The organism is Methylocystis heyeri, assembly GCF_004802635.2.
In the GTDB taxonomy this organism is placed as follows: Bacteria; Pseudomonadota; Alphaproteobacteria; order Rhizobiales; family Beijerinckiaceae; genus Methylocystis; species Methylocystis heyeri.
Genome location: NZ_CP046052.1, coordinates 131,702 through 150,678, shown reverse-complemented (window position 1 = coordinate 150,678; position 18,977 = coordinate 131,702). Strand labels below are relative to the sequence as shown.

General features: G+C 63.3%; 14 protein-coding genes. 10 read left to right on the top strand and 4 right to left on the bottom strand.

Annotated elements, in window-relative coordinates:
* Positions 1–562 precede the first annotated feature (562 nt).
* The 7 genes from H2LOC_RS00620 to H2LOC_RS00590 all read left to right on the top strand — a co-directional run bounded on the left by H2LOC_RS00620 (position 563) and on the right by H2LOC_RS00590 (position 12,153).
* The gene (locus H2LOC_RS00620; protein ID WP_136494629.1) at positions 563–1,819 is read left to right on the top strand and encodes an RtcB family protein; all 1,257 of its coding nucleotides are present in this window, start codon (positions 563–565) and stop codon (positions 1,817–1,819) included.
* Between the two features lie 20 nt (positions 1,820–1,839).
* The gene (rtcA, locus tag H2LOC_RS00615) at positions 1,840–2,877 is read left to right on the top strand and encodes an RNA 3'-terminal phosphate cyclase (protein ID WP_136494628.1); all 1,038 of its coding nucleotides are present in this window, start codon (positions 1,840–1,842) and stop codon (positions 2,875–2,877) included.
* Between the two features lie 168 nt (positions 2,878–3,045).
* Entirely contained in the window at positions 3,046–3,417 is a 372-nt protein-coding gene (locus H2LOC_RS00610) for a hypothetical protein (protein ID WP_136494627.1), read from the top strand.
* Between the two features lie 360 nt (positions 3,418–3,777).
* Complete coding sequence (gene mgtA, locus H2LOC_RS00605) at positions 3,778–7,110, top strand: magnesium-translocating P-type ATPase (protein ID WP_136494626.1); 3,333 nt, start codon at positions 3,778–3,780, stop codon at positions 7,108–7,110.
* A gap of 316 nt (positions 7,111–7,426) precedes the next feature.
* On the top strand, positions 7,427–10,492 hold the full coding sequence (locus tag H2LOC_RS00600; RefSeq protein WP_246206923.1) for a cation-translocating P-type ATPase: 3,066 nt from the start codon (positions 7,427–7,429) through the stop codon (positions 10,490–10,492).
* Positions 10,489–11,670: a methionine adenosyltransferase gene (metK, locus tag H2LOC_RS00595; RefSeq protein WP_136494625.1), complete on the top strand. Its 1,182-nt coding sequence runs from the start codon at positions 10,489–10,491 to the stop codon at positions 11,668–11,670. The genes H2LOC_RS00600 and metK overlap by 4 nt, the downstream gene beginning before the upstream one ends.
* 117 nt (positions 11,671–11,787) lie before the next feature.
* Positions 11,788–12,153, top strand: a complete 366-nt coding sequence (locus tag H2LOC_RS00590) for a YidB family protein (RefSeq protein WP_136494624.1) — start codon at positions 11,788–11,790, stop codon at positions 12,151–12,153.
* A gap of 55 nt (positions 12,154–12,208) precedes the next feature.
* Here H2LOC_RS00590 and H2LOC_RS00585 read toward each other — a convergent pair whose 3' ends face one another.
* Both H2LOC_RS00585 and H2LOC_RS21440 read right to left on the bottom strand, forming a co-directional pair.
* Positions 12,209–12,661, bottom strand: a complete 453-nt coding sequence (locus H2LOC_RS00585) for a hypothetical protein (protein ID WP_136494623.1) — start codon at positions 12,659–12,661, stop codon at positions 12,209–12,211.
* Positions 12,658–13,125 (bottom strand): hypothetical protein, encoded by a 468-nt coding sequence (locus H2LOC_RS21440; RefSeq protein ID WP_202620507.1) that lies wholly within the window; start codon positions 13,123–13,125, stop codon positions 12,658–12,660. Before H2LOC_RS21440 ends, H2LOC_RS00585 begins: the two co-directional genes overlap by 4 nt.
* Before the next feature lie 307 nt (positions 13,126–13,432).
* Here H2LOC_RS21440 and H2LOC_RS00575 point away from each other — a divergent pair, with 307 nt between their 5' ends.
* Complete coding sequence (locus tag H2LOC_RS00575) at positions 13,433–13,693, top strand: hypothetical protein (RefSeq protein ID WP_136494622.1); 261 nt, start codon at positions 13,433–13,435, stop codon at positions 13,691–13,693.
* A gap of 32 nt (positions 13,694–13,725) precedes the next feature.
* On the opposite strand, the gene H2LOC_RS00570 is transcribed toward H2LOC_RS00575, so the two are convergent.
* Both H2LOC_RS00570 and H2LOC_RS00565 read right to left on the bottom strand, forming a co-directional pair.
* A complete protein-coding gene (locus H2LOC_RS00570) occupies positions 13,726–14,373 on the bottom strand; it encodes a manganese efflux pump (protein ID WP_136494621.1) in 648 nt (215 codons plus the stop codon).
* Between the two features lie 293 nt (positions 14,374–14,666).
* Positions 14,667–16,223 (bottom strand): putative bifunctional diguanylate cyclase/phosphodiesterase, encoded by a 1,557-nt coding sequence (locus tag H2LOC_RS00565; RefSeq protein WP_136494620.1) that lies wholly within the window; start codon positions 16,221–16,223, stop codon positions 14,667–14,669.
* Positions 16,224–16,501: 278 nt separating this feature from the next.
* Here H2LOC_RS00565 and H2LOC_RS00560 point away from each other — a divergent pair, with 278 nt between their 5' ends.
* Positions 16,502–17,668 carry a hybrid sensor histidine kinase/response regulator gene (locus H2LOC_RS00560; protein WP_136494619.1) on the top strand — a complete coding sequence of 389 codons (1,167 nt, stop codon included), beginning with the start codon at positions 16,502–16,504 and terminating at the stop codon, positions 17,666–17,668.
* 64 nt (positions 17,669–17,732) lie between these two features.
* Positions 17,733–18,977 carry a TadE/TadG family type IV pilus assembly protein gene (locus H2LOC_RS00555; RefSeq protein ID WP_246206922.1) on the top strand — a complete coding sequence of 415 codons (1,245 nt, stop codon included), beginning with the start codon at positions 17,733–17,735 and terminating at the stop codon, positions 18,975–18,977.

The following is an 18,977-nucleotide window of genomic DNA, read 5'->3' as shown; positions in this document are numbered from 1 at the left end:
GGAGCGAAACTACATCACTTTTAATGACCAGGTCGCGGGTTCGAATCCCGCCGGACGCAAGTCCGTAGCTCAGGGGTAGAGCAGGCGTTCGGAGAGCAAGGCGCAAGCCGCGCTCGAAGAGCGGTGTTTCGTTCAAACCTTGTCGTCGCGGCCCTTGCCGCCGACCAGAACAGGAGATCGGACGCGGCGGGATCCTCGCCTCGTCTAAAAAAACGTGGAAAGCCATGGCGAATGCCGGCGAGAGTACATCCTCCGCCAGGGGCGCCGGCGGCTGGAAACCGCCCCCGACTCATCGTTATCGGGAGCCCGCCTCTCGCCACCCCTCGTCGCCATGGCTTCCATGCCGAAAAAACGCTGCGGCGAATGCCCGCGGGACTACATTGGTAGAGCGCCCTCAAAAGGGGAGGCTGGCGGTTCGATCCCGCCCGCGCATCGCAAGATGGGCGAAGCTCATGTCGTCATGTCGCGCGCCTCTTGTCGCCGCAGCTTCGCCTGCGCGCCGAAATGGAATCGAACGGCTTAGGTCCTCGATAATATGGGCTTTTCAGAAAAGGATAATGAAATGCAAACCGCCGCCGATCGCTCTTACGATTTTCTCGCCGAAACGTTCGACGCGGCCAAGGCCCGGAACGCCGCGCCCGTCAAAATGTGGACGCGCGGCGTTCCGGTGGACGACTCGTCGAAAGAGCAGCTGCTCAACACGGCGCGAATGCCCTTCATCTTCAAGTGGCTCGCCGTGATGCCCGACGTGCATTACGGCAAGGGCTCGACCATCGGCTCGGTGATCCCGACGAAAGGCGCCATCATTCCGGCGGCGGTCGGCGTCGATCTGGGCTGCGGCATGATGGCCGTGCGCACCTCCCTCACCGCTTCGGATCTTCCCGACAATCTCGCGCTCCTGCGCGCGGCCTTGGAGAAGGCCGTGCCGCACGGGCGCACGGTGGGCCGGGACATGCGCGACAAGGGCTCCTGGGCGGAATTGCCGGAAGCGACGGCGGAGGCATGGTCTGCGCTCGACGCCGGCTTCAGGCGTATCGTCGAAAAGCATCCCAAGCTCGAGAAATCCAACACGGCGAACCATCTCGGCACTCTGGGCACGGGCAATCACTTCATCGAGGTCTGCCTCGACGAAGCGGATCGCGTCTGGTTCATGCTGCATTCGGGCTCGCGCGGCGTCGGCAATGCGATCGGGTCCTATTTCATCGAACGCGCCAAGGAGGAGATGCGACGCTGGTACCTCAACCTGCCGGATCGCGACCTCGCCTATCTCCCCGAGGGCACTGAAGGATTCGACGATTATGTCGATGCCGTGCAATGGGCGCAGAGCTTCGCGCTCGCCAACCGCGAGGTGATGATGAAACACGCCATAGCGGCGGCGCGCGAGGCGATGGCGATTCCGTTCGAAGCGCATCTCGAAGCGGTCAATTGCCATCATAATTATGTCGCGCGCGAACATCATTTCGGCGAGAACGTGCTCGTGACCCGCAAGGGCGCGGTGTGCGCGGCCGAGGGCGTGATGGGTATCATTCCCGGCTCGATGGGCGCGAAATCCTTCATCGTGCGCGGCAAGGGCGACCCCGAAAGCTTCTGCTCCTGTTCGCATGGCGCCGGCCGCGTCATGTCTCGCGCCGAGGCGAAGCGCCGCTTCACGATCGAAGACCACGCCGCTGCGACCAGCGGGGTCGAATGCCGCAAGGACGCCGACGTCATCGACGAGACGCCCGCAGCCTATAAGGACATCGACGCCGTGATGGCCGCCCAGGCGGATCTGGTCGAGATCGTTCATACGCTGCGGCAGATCGTTTGCGTCAAAGGTTAGCTTTTTAGAGGTTCAGTCTGATGTTAACGATCGACGGCGCCTTCGGCGAGGGCGGCGGCCAAATTCTGCGCTCGGCCTTGAGTCTTTCGATGGCGACGGGACAACCGTTCGCTATCGAAAGGATTCGCGCGGGCCGCGAGAGGCCGGGTCTGATGCGCCAGCATCTTACGGCGGTCAAGGCTGCAGCGGAAATCTGCGGCGCGCGGATCGATGGCGCCGAGGTCGGCTCGACGTCGCTGGTTTTCGCGCCCGGCCCCGTGCGGGCGGGAGATTATGTCTTCAACATCGGCTCGGCCGGCTCCACGAGCCTCGTCCTGCAGACCGTGCTTCTTCCCCTTGCGCTGGCCGGCGCCCCGTCCCGCGTGACGATACAGGGCGGGACCAATAATGTCGGGGCTCCGCCTTTCGAGTTTCTCGATCGCGCCTTTCTGCCGCTGCTGCGGCGCATGGGTTACAGCGTCGCGGCGGCATTGACGCGCCCCGGATATTATCCGGCGGGCGGCGGAGAGATCGTGATCGAGATCGGCGCGACGTCTCCGACGCGCCCCCTGCTCCTGACAACGCGCGGCGCCTTGATCGAACACAAGGGCGAGGCCGTCGTCTCCAACCTCGCCTATACGATCGCCACGCGGGAAGCGGAGCGGCTGTGCGCGCTGCTGAACTGGTCCGAGGATCGCGTCGCGCCGATGACGGAACGTCGCGCGAAAGGGCCGGGCAACATTCTGATCGTCACGCTCGGCTATGAGCATGTGACCGAGGTCTTCGTCGCTTTCGGCCGCCTCGGCGCGAGTTCCGAAACGGTCGCCGAGGAATGCGCCGCGCAGGTCGATCATTACCTTCGGGGCGAGCATCCGGTCGACGTCCATCTCGGCGACCAGCTTCTGCTGCCCCTCGCGCTCGGCCCGGGCGGTGTTTTCGTCACATGCGCGCCATCGCGCCACATGCTCACCAATATCGAGGTCATTCACGCCTTTCTGGGAGAGAAAATCGCTATTCGGGAGCTTCCCGAAGGCGTTTGGCGGATAGAGATCGGAGGCGTCGGCGCAGATTCGGAATAGGCGTCTGGCGGCTCGCCGTCAGCGCCCCATCGGCGTGAATAAAAGAGACCTTTCAAACCCTTGCTCCAAAAGATCCGTGATCTAGTTGGGCGGGGAAGGGCCACGAAGAACGGAACAGACGCTTCAGCGCCTAAGGGTTTCGCGCATCGCGGCCTATTGGAGGTCGACATGCTTAGCGCAACCTATACGAACAATCTTCTGGCGGCCTGCGTGGTCGCAGGACTTGCCGTCTCTGCGCCCCCCGCTTCTGCGGCGCCTATGCCAATTGCGGGCAAGGAGATCATCGCAGGTTCTTCTCCGGTGCAGCAGGTCCATTATTATCATCACTATTACCATCACCCACATTATTATCACCATCGTCACTACAGGCATTATGGCTGGCGCCATCACTACTACCGGCATTACGGCTGGCGTCATCATTATTATTATGGCTACTATAATCCCGGAGCGGCCGTGGCCGGCGCAGCGCTGGGGTTGATGACCGCGCCGCTGTGGGCGTTGGGAGGCTGGGGATACAGCCCCTATTATTATGGCTGGTAGGCTGCCCGTCCCCGAAAAGTGCGAGCGTCTCGCCTGATGGTCTGGAGACGACGGCGCTCCACGGCGATCTAACGCCGTCGTCCGATACAGCCCGCCTGCTTCGCCCGCAGGCGGGCGCCTCTCCAACAACCAATTTCGAAAGCGCGAACCTCTCTGACCGGACAGCCCCGCCCTTCTGTATTTCCTTGCGGACTCCGGCGGCTTGTCGCAAAGCCGTCATGACATGATCCTTCCATGCCCCCGGCGCTGGAGGCCGGCGACGCATCGCCGCGCATTGCGCTGACAAGCTTGTGATACAAGCCGGGAGCTGCCCGCTGCGGCCTTCGCCAGACGCCCTGCTTCGGCCTGAGGATCGACCAAATGACGCAGATCGCAACCGTTCCTGCTCTGCGGAAACGCATCCTGGATTTAGCCCTCGTCGCCTCGGTCGCCCTCGCTTGCCTGGCCGTCGCCGCGGCGGCTCCCGCAAAGGCGGAACAACGTCCGGCTCCATGCGGCGACAACCGGGCGCCCCCCTGCAAAGGACCCTCGACGGGCGCGATCGAGAAAGCGCAACGCCGGGCCGCCGCCTTGGCGAAGAAAGCGCTCCAGCTTCGGTCCAAAGGGGATGACGGAGGCGCGCTGGCCCTCCTCGATGAGGCGTTGCGGCTCGACCCCGGATCGGCCACCGCCTGGCGGGAGCGGGCTTCCATCCGCCTCTCAAAAGGAGACTTCGCCGCAGCGGCCGCCGATTGCGACCACGCCATCGCCCTCGAGCCGGGCGCGGCCGCGCCATATTTGCAGCGGGCCGCGGTCTACAGCAGCGCACAGGATTTCGCCCGAGCCAAACAAGACTTCGAAACGGCGCTGAAACTCGATCCGACGCTCCAGGCGGCGCGTGAGGGACTTTCCGAACTCGGCAGGCTCGCGGCGGCCCAAAAGCCTGCAGAGGAAAAGCCTGCCGGGGAGGCTGACCCGGCTTCGACTCCGGAAATCTCTTCGCCGCCGCCTCGCCCGACGATCAGCATGCGGCTTCTCGCATCGCTGGTCGCTTTCGCATCGATCGGATTGGGGGCCGTCGCCGGCGGCCACCTCCTACAAAAGCGGCGCGGCGTGCGGAGTTCCGGCGCTGAGAGCTCCGCGCCTCAGAGCGGCGAACTGGCGGATATCAGCCGATTGGCCCCGAACGAGGCCTGCGGGAAAGCCGGGTCGCGGCTCCAGGGCCTTTCGCAATCGGAGGCGGAGGAGCGGCTGATCGCCTGCGGGCCCAACATCGTCGCCCGCGAAGCCAAGGCGACGATCCTGCAAGAGCTGTGGGGCCGAGCCCGCAACCCGCTCAACGCCTTGTTGCTGACCCTGGCGATCGTTTCCTATTTTCTGGGCGACGTTCGCGCCGCGATCGTCATTTCCTCGATGGTGGTTCTCGCGATCGCGACCGCCTTCGTGCAGGAGCATCGCTCCAATGAGGCCGCGGCGCGGCTGCGGGCGATGGTCCACACCACCGCGAGCGTCAGGCGCACTCCAGGCGATCCCGACGACCCCTTCGCCGAAATCCCCATCGAGCAGCTCGCGCCCGGCGACATCGTTCAGCTTTCTGCGGGGGACATCATCCCCGCCGATCTGCGACTGCTCGAGGCCAAGGATCTTTTCATCAACCAGTCGGCCCTCACCGGCGAGGCGATGCCCGCGGAAAAATACGCTCACGCCTGCGAGCAGGTTCACGGCGATCCTTTCGATCTGCCGAACATCTGCTTCATGGGGGCCAATGTGGTCTCGGGATATGGGACCGGCGTCATTCTGCGGACGGGACGAAACACTTTCTTTGGTCGATTGGCGGACGAGATCGCGGAGCGTCGGGCTCCGACCGCCTTTGATCTGGGCGTCGATAAATTCACCTGGCTGATGATCAGATTCATGCTGGTGATGGCGCCCGCCGTCTTTCTGGTCAACGGGTTCACCAAGCACGACTGGCTGGAGGCGCTGCTCTTCGCCGTGGCGGTGGCTGTCGGGCTCACGCCCGAAATGCTGCCGATGATCGTGACGGTGAATCTCGCGAAAGGCGCTATCGCCATGGCGAGCCACAAGGTGATCGTCAAACGCCTCAACGCGATCCAGAATTTCGGCGCCATGGACGTGCTGTGCACCGACAAGACCGGCACCCTGACCCAGGACCGCATCATTCTGAAACATCATCTGGACATCTACGGCGAAGATTCCGACCGGGTGCTCGAATTCGCCTATCTCAACAGCCATTTTCAATCCGGCCTCAAAAACCTTCTCGACAAGGCCGTGCTTGAACACTCGGAAGTCGAGGAGACCCGCCTCGCCGGCCGCTTCTTCAAGATCGACGAAATCCCGTTCGATTTCCAGCGCAGGCGGCTCTCGGTCGTGGTGCAGCGCGATGACGGCAAGCATCTCCTGATCTGCAAAGGCGCGGTCGAGGAGATATTCGCCGCATCGACGACCTATGAGACGGAAAATGAGTGCGGCCGCCTCGATCCCACCCATCTCGAAACCGCGAAACGGGAGACCTGCGAACTCAATGAGGACGGATTCCGGGTGGTTGCGGTCGCCTATAAGGAGATGCCGGCGGGACAGGCCGTTTACACGGTCGCGGACGAGCGCGATCTTACCTTGCTCGGTTATATAGCTTTTCTCGATCCTCCCAAGGAAAGCGCGGCGCAGGCCATCGCCGATCTCGCCAGGGCGGGCGTAGCGGTGAAGATTCTGACCGGCGACAATGAGGTCGTCACCCGCAAGATCTGCAAGGACGTCGGCCTGAAGGTCGACCGGATAGCGCTCGGGCATGAAATCGACCAGATGGACCAGGAGGCGCTGGCCGGTTTCGCTGTGGACACGGTGGTCTTCGCCAAACTGTCCCCCATGCAGAAATCCAGGGTGATCGAAGCTCTGCACCGGAAGGGGCGGGTGGTCGGCTTTCTGGGCGACGGCATAAACGACGGCCCCGCCCTCAAGGCGGCGGATGTCGGAATCAGCGTCGATACGGCGGTCGATATCGCCAAGGAATCGGCCGATATCATTCTTCTCGAGAAAAACCTGCTCGTGCTCGACGAAGGGGTGATCGAGGGGCGCAGGATCTTCGCAAACATCACCAAATATATCAAAATGGGCGCGAGCTCGAATTTCGGAAACATGTTCAGCGTGCTCGGCGCCAGCCTGTTCCTGCCGTTCCTGCCGATGGCGCCCATCCAGGTGCTCACCAACAATCTTCTTTACGACTTCTCCCAGACGGCGATTCCGACCGACACGGTGGACGAGGAATATCTCGCGACCCCGCGCAAGTGGGACATCAGCAATATTTTCAAGTTCATGGTCTTCATCGGGCCGATCAGCTCGATATTCGACTACGCGACCTACGCCATGATGCTGTTCGTGTTCGACGCCTGGAACGACGCCCCGCTGTTCCAGACCGGCTGGTTCGTGGAATCTCTGCTGACCCAGACCCTGATCATCCACATCATCCGGACCGCGAGGATTCCGTTTCTCGAAAGCCGCGCCAGCAATGCTCTGATCGCGACGACGTTGATCATATGCGTCGTCGGCGTCTCGCTCCCCTTCACATGGGTCGGCTCGGTCCTCGGATTTGTGCCCCTGCCCCAGCTTTATTGGCCTCTGGTCGCCGCCATGCTGGCGACATACGCGGTCATGACGCATTTCGTGAAGGTCTGGTTTGTTCGCAGATGGGGGCTGTGACGCCCCCCGAAGCCCGTCGAGACCCTGCGCGTCTTTTTGCGCGCTGGAACATGACAAGAGAGTCTGCTCTCCTGTCATGCGGATGGCTCGCCTTGCGAATGCTCTGATGCAGTCGGAAAGGCCGCAGCGAAGTTATTCGGCAAGAGCCCATAAAGCATCGTCTTTTCAACGCCAATGGGAGGTACCGGCCTAAGGAGGCCATGGCGGGCGCTCTGCGCGTCCTACGCTACTCCTGGAAAGGAGCTGGAAATGACGGAAATTGAAGCGCGCGAGCCGGAACGGAACGTTCCTCTCGAGCGAGAATGAGCCGCCCGAGATGAACATGCCCGTGAACGCGACGACGAGCTTTCAAGCCGCGGTGGATCGGAAGCCCGCCTCGCCGCGGGTTTCGGCGAGGATCAGCCATGATGCGGCGCCGGGCCGCATCCGGTTCAAACATCCGGGCCTGATCGGCCGCAAAAGGCTCGCGCGCGCGGTCGATGCGGCTTTGCGCAACTGCCGCGGCGTGAGAACGACGCGCGCCGACGCCGCAACCGGCTCGGTGCTGGTCGAATTCGATCCCCCCGCCGGCCCCGCAGCGCTGGCCCGGATCATCGACGCAGCAGCCGCGGGGGAAGAGCCGGCGCCGCTCGCGGGCGAAAGCGCGGCGCTGGCGCTGTCTTCCGCCGCCAGCGGCGACCAACATGCCGCCGAGCGCCATTGGCACGCCATGACGGCGGGAGGCGCAGCGGAGCTGCTCGGCGCGGGCCTGAGCCGCGGCATGACCGACGAGCAGGCCGCCGAACGCCTCCTGGCCTTCGGACCCAATGAATTGCCCCGCGCCAAGCCGCGCTCCGCCGTGGCGATTTTCGCCCAGCAGCTGGTCAGCCTGCCGGTGCTTCTCCTCGCCGGCTCCGCCGTGCTTTCCCTGACGACCGGCGGCGTCGTCGACGCTCTGGTCATCGCGGCGGTCGTCGTGCTGAACGGCGGCATTGCCACAGCGACCGAGCATCAGGCCGAGCGAACCATCCTCGGTCTGTCGGATTATGCTCCGGAGCCGGTTCCCGTGCTGCGCGAAGGCGTGCGCCGCCATATCCATCCCGCGGAACTGGTTCGTGGCGATATCCTGCTGGTGGAGCGGGGCATGCTGATCCCGGCGGACGCCCGATTGATCGAAAGCAGCGAGCTTTCGGTCAACGAGTCCGCGCTCACCGGCGAAGCTCTGCCCGTCCAGAAGAACGCGCAATTCGTGCTTCCTGCCGATACGCTGCTGCCAGAGCGCTGCAACATGCTGTTCCGGGGAACCGCGGTGACCGGCGGCTGCGCGCTCGCGCTCGTCACTGAAACCGGCTCCTCCACCGAACTCGGCCGGGTTCAAAGCCTCCTGAACGCCGTCCGCCCTCCCGAGACGCCGATGCAGCGCCAGCTCGACGACGTCGAGCGCGAGCTTATCCTGCTGAACGGCCTGATCTGCGCCGTCGTCTTCGGCGTCGGCGTCTATCATCGGCATGGTCTGGTGGCGATGCTGCGCAACGCCATTTCGCTCATCGTGGCGGCCATCCCCGAGGGCTTGCCCGCGGTCGCGACGACCACCCTCGCCCTCGGCGTCCAGAACATGCGCAAACGCGACGTTCTCGTGCGCAGGCTCGACGCCGTGGAGACGCTCGGCGCGGTCGAAGTGATCGGCCTGGACAAGACCGGAACCCTGACGGAAAACCGCATGGCCGCGGCTGCGATCCACACGGCAGGCCTCCTGCTGCGGCTCGAAGGCGACCGGCTGCTTCACGGCGACAGGGAGGCGGACGGCCCCACCGCCGCCGTAGCGCGGCGCCTGTTCGAGGTCGCGGTCCTCTGCAACGAATCTTCAGTGCGCCCAGGGCCGGACGGTCCCCTGATCGAAGGGACCGCGACCGAGACCGCCCTGATCGAAGCCGCCCTCGCTTTTGGCGTCGACGCGGTCTCGCTGCGCTTCTCGGCGCCCGTCCTCGAAAACGCGCCGAGGTCCGAGGGCCGCAAGCGCATGTCCACTCTCCATTCGGTTGAAGAAGGCCGGCGCCTGCTGTGCGTTAAGGGGGAGCCCAGCGAAGTCCTGGCGCTTTGCAGCGCGCAGCACACGGCCGAAGGCGTCCAGCCGCTCGACGAAGCCTCGCGCGCGAATATCCTCAGGGCCAATGAGCGGATGGCGGGCCAGGCGCTGCGGGTTCTCGGCCTCGCCCTATGCGAAAAAGACGCCGACCCGCGGGACGAATGCGACCTCGAGTGGCTGGGACTCATAGGGCTGGTCAATCCGATCCGGCCGAGCGTGCAGCCGGCGCTGCGGCGACTCGCGCGCGCAGGCGTGCGCTGCGTCATGATCACCGGGGACCAAAGCGCGACCGCAAGAGCGATCGCGAGGCAGCTCGATCTCGCCAACGGCGGCGAGCTCAGGGTTCTGGAAGCCGGCCAGATCACCGACCTCTCCGCCGACACGCTCGCCGCCCTAGCCGGCCAGGCTCAGGTTTTCGCGAGGGTGAGCCCCGTCGACAAGCTCAATATCGTGAAGGCGCTGCAGACGGGGGGACGCGTCGTGGGAATGACCGGCGACGGCGTCAACGACGGGCCGGCTCTGCGCGCCGCCCACATCAGCATAGCTATGGGAGGGGATGGAACGGACGTCGCTCGCGAGGTCGCCGACATGGTGCTGGCCAGCAACGATCTCAACGGCGTGATCGAGGCGGTGAGACTCGGCCGCGCCACCTACGCCAATATCCGCAAGGTCTTGCGCTATCTGATCTCCACCTCCGTTTCGGAAACCCTCGCCATGCTGGGCGCGGCGCTCATCGACGGGGGCGTCGCCATGACCTCGACGCAGCTCCTGTGGCTGAATATTGCGGGAGAGCCGCTGCCGGCGCTGGCGCTGGGACTGGAAGAACCGGAGAGTTCGGTGATGGACCAGCCCCCGCACGACGCGCGGGCGCCGATCCTGTCGATGGGCGATTTCCGCCATCTGATCCGCGAAGGCGTGATGATCGGATCGACCACTCTCGCGGCTTACGCTCTCGCCGGCGGGACGAGAAACCTGCCGCGAGCGAGCACGATCACTTTTCATGGCATAACCTACGGGCAGCTGCTGCACGCGATCCGTTGCCGCTCCGAGGCCCCGGGGCTCTACGGCAAGCTGGTTCATTCGCAGAACCACAAGCTGAACGGCGCCTTGCTGCTGTCGGCCGTCGCCCAGGTCGCCGCCCAGCTTTCCCCGGCGACCCGCCGGGCGCTCAATCTGGCGCCGCTCGGAGGCCGCGATATTCTGACGATAGCGGGGATCGTGCTCGGCGGGGGGCTGGCCAACAGCATCTTCGATTACGCCGTGCACATTCGATCGGCTTCGGCGGCGCGAAGGCTCTCTCTCGGGAAACCCTCATGACGGCTGACATGATCTTCACTTCGGAGTCGGTGACGGCCGGCCATCCCGACAAGCTCTGCGACCAGATCAGCGACGCGGCGATCGACGCTTTTCTGCGAGAGGATTCCGGCGCCTACGCCATCGTCGAATGCGCCGTGGCGGCGGGAGTGATCTTTCTCGCCGCCCGCTATGCCGCGGAAGCCGATCTGGACCTGCCCTCGGTCGCGCGGCAGGTGATCGCCGACACCGGATATAGCGACGGACGTTTCGATGCGCGCCGCTGCTCGATCCTGACGAGCTTCATGGAGCTTCCCTTGACGATGCGGCAACCGCCGATGGCGGCTGGCGACGAGGAATGGGCCCAGCGCTGCGCGGCCAGGGATCAGGCCAATGTCTTCGGCTACGCCTGTCGCGACACGCCCGAGCTGATGCCGCTCCCCATCAGCCTCGCCCATCGTCTTGCGCGCGAACTCGACAACGCCCGGCAAAGCGGCCTTTCCGGCCTCTCGCCCGACGCTAAGACCCAGGTTTCGGTGGAATATCGCGGCGGCCGCCCTGTCCGCATCCACGGCGTCGCGATCACTGCGGCGGTCTCGCCCGATGAGCGAACCCGCGAATTCGAGGATCGGCTGCAAAGCCTCGCTTTGGACACGCTCGCAGAGGGCGAGATACGCCCCGACGCAAAGACGGAATTTTACATCAGCGTCAACGCCGGAGCCCCTTACGTCATCGACGGGCCGGCGCGCCACGCCGGTCTCACCGGGCGCAAGAACGGCATCGACACCTATGGAGAAATCGCGCGCCACAGCGGAGCCGCCCTCTCCGGCAAGGACCCTTCCAGGATCGACCGCATCGGGGCCTACGCCGCCCGCCACGCCGCCAAGAACCTCGTCGCCGCCGGCCTCGCCGAAAAATGCGAGGTTCACCTCGGCTATGCGATCGGCCAGTCGGCGCCGCTCAGCGTATCGGTCGAGACCTTCGGGACCGGCCGCCTGCCGGACGCAGAACTTTCCGCCCGTCTGCAACGCCATTACGATTTCCGGCCGGCGGCGATCGAGCGGCGCTTTAAGCTGCGAACCCATCCGGCGCTCGCGAACGCCGGTCTCTTTCGCCCCCTCGCCGTTTACGGGCATTTCGGCCGCCCGGAGCTGGGCCTTCCCTGGGAGGACGCCTCCGCCTCGCTGGCGCTGAGGGAGTAACCAGGACGGGTCTTCGCAGACATCTGTCTCGCCGCGGGGTTCGCGCTATCTCAACTCTGCGGTGGCCATCCGAAACTCATGGCCGCCTCTTTGCCCAACAAGCTTTAGGAGGACTAGATGGATGTGCTGGAAGCGATCCTCGGCGGCGTCATCGGCGTGGAAGCGGCGACGCTCATGAACGATTTCATCCGCAAGCACGGCGGAGTGCAGGGGCTGGTCGCCGAATGGGAAAAGGCCGGAGCCGACCTCGGCGAAAAAGTGAAATCCTGGATTTCCACCGGCCCCAACCAGCCAATATCGATGGAGCAGATCAGACAGGCGATCGGCCCCGATCGGCTGAACGACCTCGCCACGAAACTCCATACGACCTCGGACAAGCTCGCCGAGCTGCTGTCGAAGCATCTCCCCACCGCCATCGACGAAGCGACGCCGGAAGGAAAGCCGGAGGAAGCCGAAAAAACGGTTCCGATCCATCAGGGCTGAGGCGGCTGACTCAACCTCGGAAGAGGATTCGAGCGAGGGCTGACCGTATGGGATTTCAGTCGCCTGCCGGAGAGCCGTCGTCGGTCTGCAACAGGCCCGCCACTGCAAGGGCGTGCATCGCGACCGACAACGCCGAGGGGAAATATTTCTCCCGGTAGATCTGCCAGAGCGCGATCAGGCCCAGGCTGACGACGGCGGCGGTCCGCGGGTTTACATAGGCCTCCAGAGCCGGAACCGCCGCAGAGGTCGCCGCCGATCCATCGGCGACCGAAAACAGGCCGCGTCTTTCGGCTTCGGCGCCGATCGCCGAAAGCGGCTCGTCGTGAAAAATCACCATGCTTCCGGTGAGCGGCGTGGCCTTGACGTCGCTTACGCCGCGGACGGCCTTAAGCCCGGCTGCCATGGAAGCGAAAAAAGCCGCGTCATCCCGTCGGCTGGCGATGCGCAAGCGGGTTCTCCCCTCCGAGGCGTGGACGACCTCGGCGAGAGGCAGACCGGCGGCGCTCACGAACGTCGCTCCGCCGGGGAAGGCGCCGCCTCCCGGCCCTTGCCGGCCTCCATCTCGGCGATCACCTTGGCTTTAGCCATGGCGATGATCTTGGCGACCTTGTCGGGCGTCACATTTCCGTTGGTTTCCGCATAAAGCTTGTAAAGCTCTTCGACCGCCGCCGTCACATGAGGGTCGCGAAGATCGTCCTCGCTCACGCGGGGGGCCTGGCCCTCCCCGGCTGCGGCGGCCGTCGCCTGCGCCCGCCTTTCGGCCATGACCTCGGCTTCCGCCTCGGCGTAGAGATCTTCGACCGCCTCCGTGGCTTCGACCTGACGAACATGCGCCTCATGCGCGGCGGCGAGCGCGGCCTTCAGCATCGCCTTTGCGGCCGGTCGGGCGTGTTCCGCAATCTGTGATCCACGCAATGCGACGCCAACCGCGCCGACGACCGCTCCAAACGCAAAACCAGCCAAAGGCCACATGTCAATTCTCCCGTCGTTTCGAACGAAACCTTGGGCGATCCTCGCAAAGGCGGCTTCTTTTATGATTGAACCGATTTCCCGCGCCAAGGGCTAAATTAGCGTCGGATGGCCGCAAGTTCCAGCCGAAGGCGCATAGACGCGGCTGCTCGCGCCGATCTCTGCCGGAAGCTTAATTTTTCTCAGCTTTGTCATCCAGGCTTCACATCGAGAGGCTTTTTAATCGCGATCGACGCGCTCAGACGCTTTCGCTTCCGAAGCGAGGCCAATTGCAGCGCGCTCGATCCCATCCTCACATCGGAGACTGCTTGTGACCGTCGGCGACGGACTGCTTCCCAAGACGGAAGAGACCCGCATTCATCAGGCGAAAAGCCTGCTGCCTGCGCTGTGGTCGCTCTCCCGCCCCGGAATGCTGCTCTTGTCAGGTTGGCTGGGCAGGCGCGCGGTCCTGCTCATTCCCGGCGCCTGCGCGGGAGCGCTGTCCGAAGCGGTGCTGGTCGCATTCATCGTGTTTGCGCTTTATGTGGCATGGGAGCGCCTCGGCCATCGCTTGAACGATCCCGCGCGGTAGAGCGCATTCCGGAAAAGCGTCTGGAATACGCTCTAAAAAACCTGCCTGACGCCGATGATTATCAGCAATAGGCCGCCTATCAGATTGGCCTTGTTGGCGATGCCCCTCCGCACGAAAAACTCCGCCAGATAGTTTCCCGCCCAAAGCGCAAGGAAGCTGACGAGCGCCGACAGGCCCCCAACCAGCCATGGGTTCACGCCGATTATGCCTGCGCTGAGCCCTCCCCCGATGTTGTTTATCGACAGCGCGACGCCGAGGACCGTCCCTTCCTTGAAGTCGATATGTTTCGAGGCGTCGACGTCCGCGTGATGCGGGCGCAGGATTACCTTCCACAGGCTCGTCGCATCTTTTTCCGGCGGTTCCTGATCGTGCCACGGCTCGCCGCGCGTCTGTATGATCATCATCGCGCCGAGGCCAACGAGAAGCAGCATGGCGGCCACGGAAGCAATCTCCGAGCCGAGGGAACCGCTCACTGTCGCGCCCATGTAGGCGGCCGCCGACGAGATAAGAAAGGTTATGGCGGATATCCAGAGATTTATCGGAAGACTTACTCTGGTGCCCTGTATGCTATAGGCGATCCTCGCCCCGAGATTGTCCACGTTGTTCGTGATCGCTATGACGAAGCCGTAACCGAGCAATCTTCCGTCACCCGAACCGAATATTCCTGCGTAATTAAGCATTATAATCGAGCAAGCGATCACTCCGGAGACTGCCGCAGTCAGCGCTACTGCCAGGACCGCCGATGCAAAGCGCTGCATTTCGCCTCCAGAATTATCCGCGCTCTTTTCAATCCCGCCTATAACGCACGGTTCCTTTAGAGCATGTTCCCAAAAAGTGCGGAGCGGCTTTTGGAAAAGAACATGCTCAATCAATGAGGTTTGGAGCACGTTCGACTGTGTTTAAACCGAACGCGCTCTAGGCCGGCGGACCGCCGACGGAGCCTCCGGTTGTTTATCGAGGGGCCATGTGGGCCCTATGACGGGCGCCGCGCGGCTTTTTGCGCCGCAAGACGCTCGCTGATCTCCCCGGCCTCGACCGGGCGGCTGAACAGATATCCCTGAAACGCATGCACGCCGGCGACGCGCAGGAATTTATGCTGTTCGGGCGTATCGACGCCCTCGGCCGTCACCTGCATGCCGAGAGCGCGGCCGAGGCTGATGATCGAATGCACGACGGCGGCTCCCCTCGCGCTGCTTTGAACCCTGGTCACGAAACTGCGGTCGATTTTCAGACGGTCGAACGGCAGGGCGAGCAGATAGCTCAGGCTGGAATAGCCGGTGCCGAAATCGTCGAGCGCCAGCCGCACGCCGATTTTCTTCAGTTCGGCGAGTTGCGCCTCTGCGGTCTGAAGGTCGTTGACCAGAATGCTTTCCGTGAGCTCGATCTCCAATTGCCTGGGATCGAGACCCGTTTCGCCCAGGACCCTTCGCACCAGATCGACAAAGCCGATGCGCTTGAACTGCTGAGGAGAAACATTGACCGCGACCTTCAGCTCGGGCCACTCCGTCGCCTGGCGGCAGGCGTTCCGCAACACCCATTCGCCCAGCAGATGAATCAAGCCGGAATTTTCGGCGAGGGGAATGAATATCGTCGGGGGAACTTCGCCCCGGACGGGATGGCGCCAGCGGCATAAAGCCTCCACGCCGAGCATGACCTCCCCGCTGGGGTCGAAGCTCGGCTGATAGCTCAGATAAAGGCCATCGCCGTTGCGGATCTCGTCGCCGAGCTCCAATTCCAACTGACGCCGCTCTTTTTGCCGTTCCTCCATGTCGGAGCTGTATATGCAGAGACGAAGCCGGTCGTGACGCTCGGCCTGCGCGAGCGCCGCTTCGGCGCAGGCCAGCAAATCCTGGTCGGCGCCTTCGAGGTCGTTCATGATGGCGATGCCTGCGCGGGCGCCGGCGGCCGCGGAGAGCGTATGGCCCAAAACGCGGAACGGAACGCTGAACGCCTCCAGAATTCGCTCCGTAAGATCGGCGACGGCCGAAATCTCCGGCGCCTCGAGCAGAATGATCCCGAACTTCTGATCGCCGATGCGCGTCACGCAATCCTCGGCGCGCACACAGGTCTCCAGCCTTTGCGAGGCGGCCAGTTCGACATATTCCTTCACCTCCGACCGGAACTTCTCTTCCACGGCGGTCAGAGCGTCGAGCTTGATGACGACGACGGCGAGCCGCTGACGATCGGCGCGGGCCTTGACCTTCAACTCGGCGAGTCGATGCTCGAATTCCTGGCGGCCCGCAGGCGCCGGGACAGCGGGGCTTTCGTAGGAGGAGCGATGGCGGAATCTGCCCAGGGCCGGGCCGCGCTCGCGCGGCGCAGCCTTGCTCCTGGCGAGATAAAACAGCAGGCACACGCCCGATATCGCGCCGAGGAGCACAGCCGCCCGGGATGGCTCCCCCTGCGCTGGCCAGAACAACTCTCCGACCAGAAGCAGGAGCGTCACAAACGCTGTGAGGCCCATGGCGGCGACGCCCGACTGCAGCAGGGTCTTCGCCCCGCCTATGAAATCAGCGCCTTCATTATCCATAACCTATTCGTAACCCTTTGAACCGAGAAGCCGTTCAACAGTGGACGCCGTTGCTTTCCAAGCAGTTATCACGCGACAAAAAATCAGACGTGGTTAACGCTGCCTGCGGCGGCGCGCCATAATGGCGCAATACCTCATGAATTCCTGCGGAACACATTGATACGAAAAAAGTTTTTTCGCAATCCCGCCGCATGAGTCATCGATCGATATAACTCTATCTTAAAATGTGTCTTTTTAGAACATTGCCTGATAACCAGTCTTGCTCAGGCTTCATCATTATGGACTCATGGACCTTCGTACTGGAAGACAAAGCGCGGATTCTGATCGTCGACGACGATCCCATTCTGGTCGAATTCGCGAAGGTTCACCTGGCTACCCCCCAGACCACCGTAGAGTCCGCGGCTGATGGCCTCGAGGGCTGGAACAGACTCACGACTGAAGATTTCGATCTCGCGCTGCTCGACATAGAAATGCCCGGGCTCGACGGCTTCGGCCTGCTCGAAAAGCTGCGCGCCGATCCGCGTTTCGCCCAGCTGCCCGTGGTGATGTTGACGGGTCGCGAAGACGTCGCCTCGATCGATCGGGCGTTTCGCCTCGGCGCCAACTCCTTCATCACCAAGCCCATCAACTGGCGCAAGTTGAGCTACTCGCTGAAATATGTCCTGCGCACCACGAACATGGAAGCCGAGCTGTTGCGCGAACGCCGCCGCGTGGAGGAATTGTCGCAGCTGACGAGCAACATGCTTTCGCTGATACGAATGGAAATGCGGGCGCCGATCAGCACCATAATAGGTTTCGCCAACTGCATCGCACAGCAGATAGACGGCCCGATTTCGCTCAAGAGCTACATCTCCTACGCGCAGCAGATCGGCGCATCGGCCAATCATCTCCAGAGCAGCCTGCTGGATCTGATCCAATACGCCCAGCTCAGCTCCTCCGACGCCAAACTCGCTTTCGACGAATATCTCGCCTCCAGCGTCATGGACGCCGCCCTCGCCGGTTTTTACATGAGCGACACACAGTCGAAGACGCCCGTGGTCGTCAATAAGCCGGCCGAGGATTTCTATCTGTTGTGCGACCGGCACTGGCTGGCGCGCGCGCTCACTCATCTGATCGAGAACGCCTGTCTTCGGGCGGGCGACTCCGAGACGGTGGTTTTCACCCTGAAGCGGGATACGACGGGAGACGTATTGTTCTCCATTCGCTCCCGGAGCGCCCGCGAGGTCGATACGGCCGCGTCCGCTTCTCCGCAGAATGTGCGTCTCGTTCACGGCCTCGGGGCGCCGTTCGCAGGACGGATCGCGGAACTTCATGACGGTTCGCTCAAAGAGACGCAATGCGCCGAAGACTTCGAGACTGTCGAAATCCGGCTGCCGGCTGCGCGCGCGCTCGAATCCGTAACTCGCCTCCCTCCGCAGCCGAAGCTGGCCGCCAATTTCAGCTGATGGTTCGCGGGCGCGCGTGTTTGCGCGCTTCGCTTTTCTGATTGGAAATGAGGAAAGCCGCCCCTTGAAGCCGCTGTTTTTTCAGATCAGGGCATTCGGTCGACGCCGCCAGGGCGGCGTCGCGATCATATTTGCGTTGGCCGTTCTGCCTTTGATGGCCACGATCGGCGTCGCGCTCGATTACGCAATGTTGGCCCGGCAGAAATCGCAGCTTCAGGCGATGGTCGATTCGAGCGCCCTGCGCGCCGCGCGGGAATTGCACCTCGCGCAAGTCGGCTCGAGCGACGTCGTGACTTCCATCGCCAAAAACTATCTTCAGGCGGCGCTGTCGCGATCCGGCCCGCAGCTCGCGTCCGCAGCCACCGACGTCGCGCTGCTCAACAACAATTCGTCTTTGCAGGTCGCGGCTACGGCGGTTTACCGCACCCAGTTCCTGCATATCCCGGTCAATATCGGCGCCCGCGCGGTCGCGACCGCTTCGGGATTCCCCATCTGCGCGCTCGGTCTCAACCAACAGGCGCCCGGCACTATCCACCTCGAAGCCAATGCGAGAGTGACGGCTCAATTCTGCGCAGTCCAGTCCAATTCGACAAACCCTCAGGGCTTGTCGGGGGCCGGCAATTCGGTTCTCACCGCGGCGTCGATCTGCTCCGCGGGCGGCAAGGTCGGAAACAAGGTCAATTATTCTCCCGATCCCCTGACCGACTGCCCTGTGTTGCCAGACCCCCTGGCGAGCCGCCCGGCGCCGGCGATCGGGCCCTGCAATTACAACAACGAGGTCGTCAGCAGCGGCACCGTCGCCCTCTTGCCCGGAGTTTACTGCGGCGGGCTGCATGTGACAGGCGGCGCGAATGTGACGCTGACGCCCGGCGTCTATATCATGAAGGCTGGACCGCTCCTCGTCGACAACGGCTCGACTTTCACGGCCCAAAGCGCGGGAGTCTTCCTGCATGGCGCCGGCGCCAATTTTCAATTCGACGCCTCTACTTCGATCAGCATGACGGCGCCCCAGAGCGGCGTCATGGCGGGAATGCTGCTGTTCGAGGATCCTTCGGCCCCGGCGGGAGGCGCTCATCAGATATTGAGCAACAATGCGCCGCTTCTGCTCGGCACGATCTATACGCCGAAAGGCACTCTCGTCATCGACACCAACAACTACGTCGCTCAACAATCCGCCTTCACGATCATCGTGGCCAACAAGATGCAGCTTTATGGCGGTCCCAATCTCGTGCTCAACTCGAACTACCATCTCACCAACGTGCCCGTGCCCGGCGGGCTGGACGTCGGATATCCTTATCTGTCGAAGTAG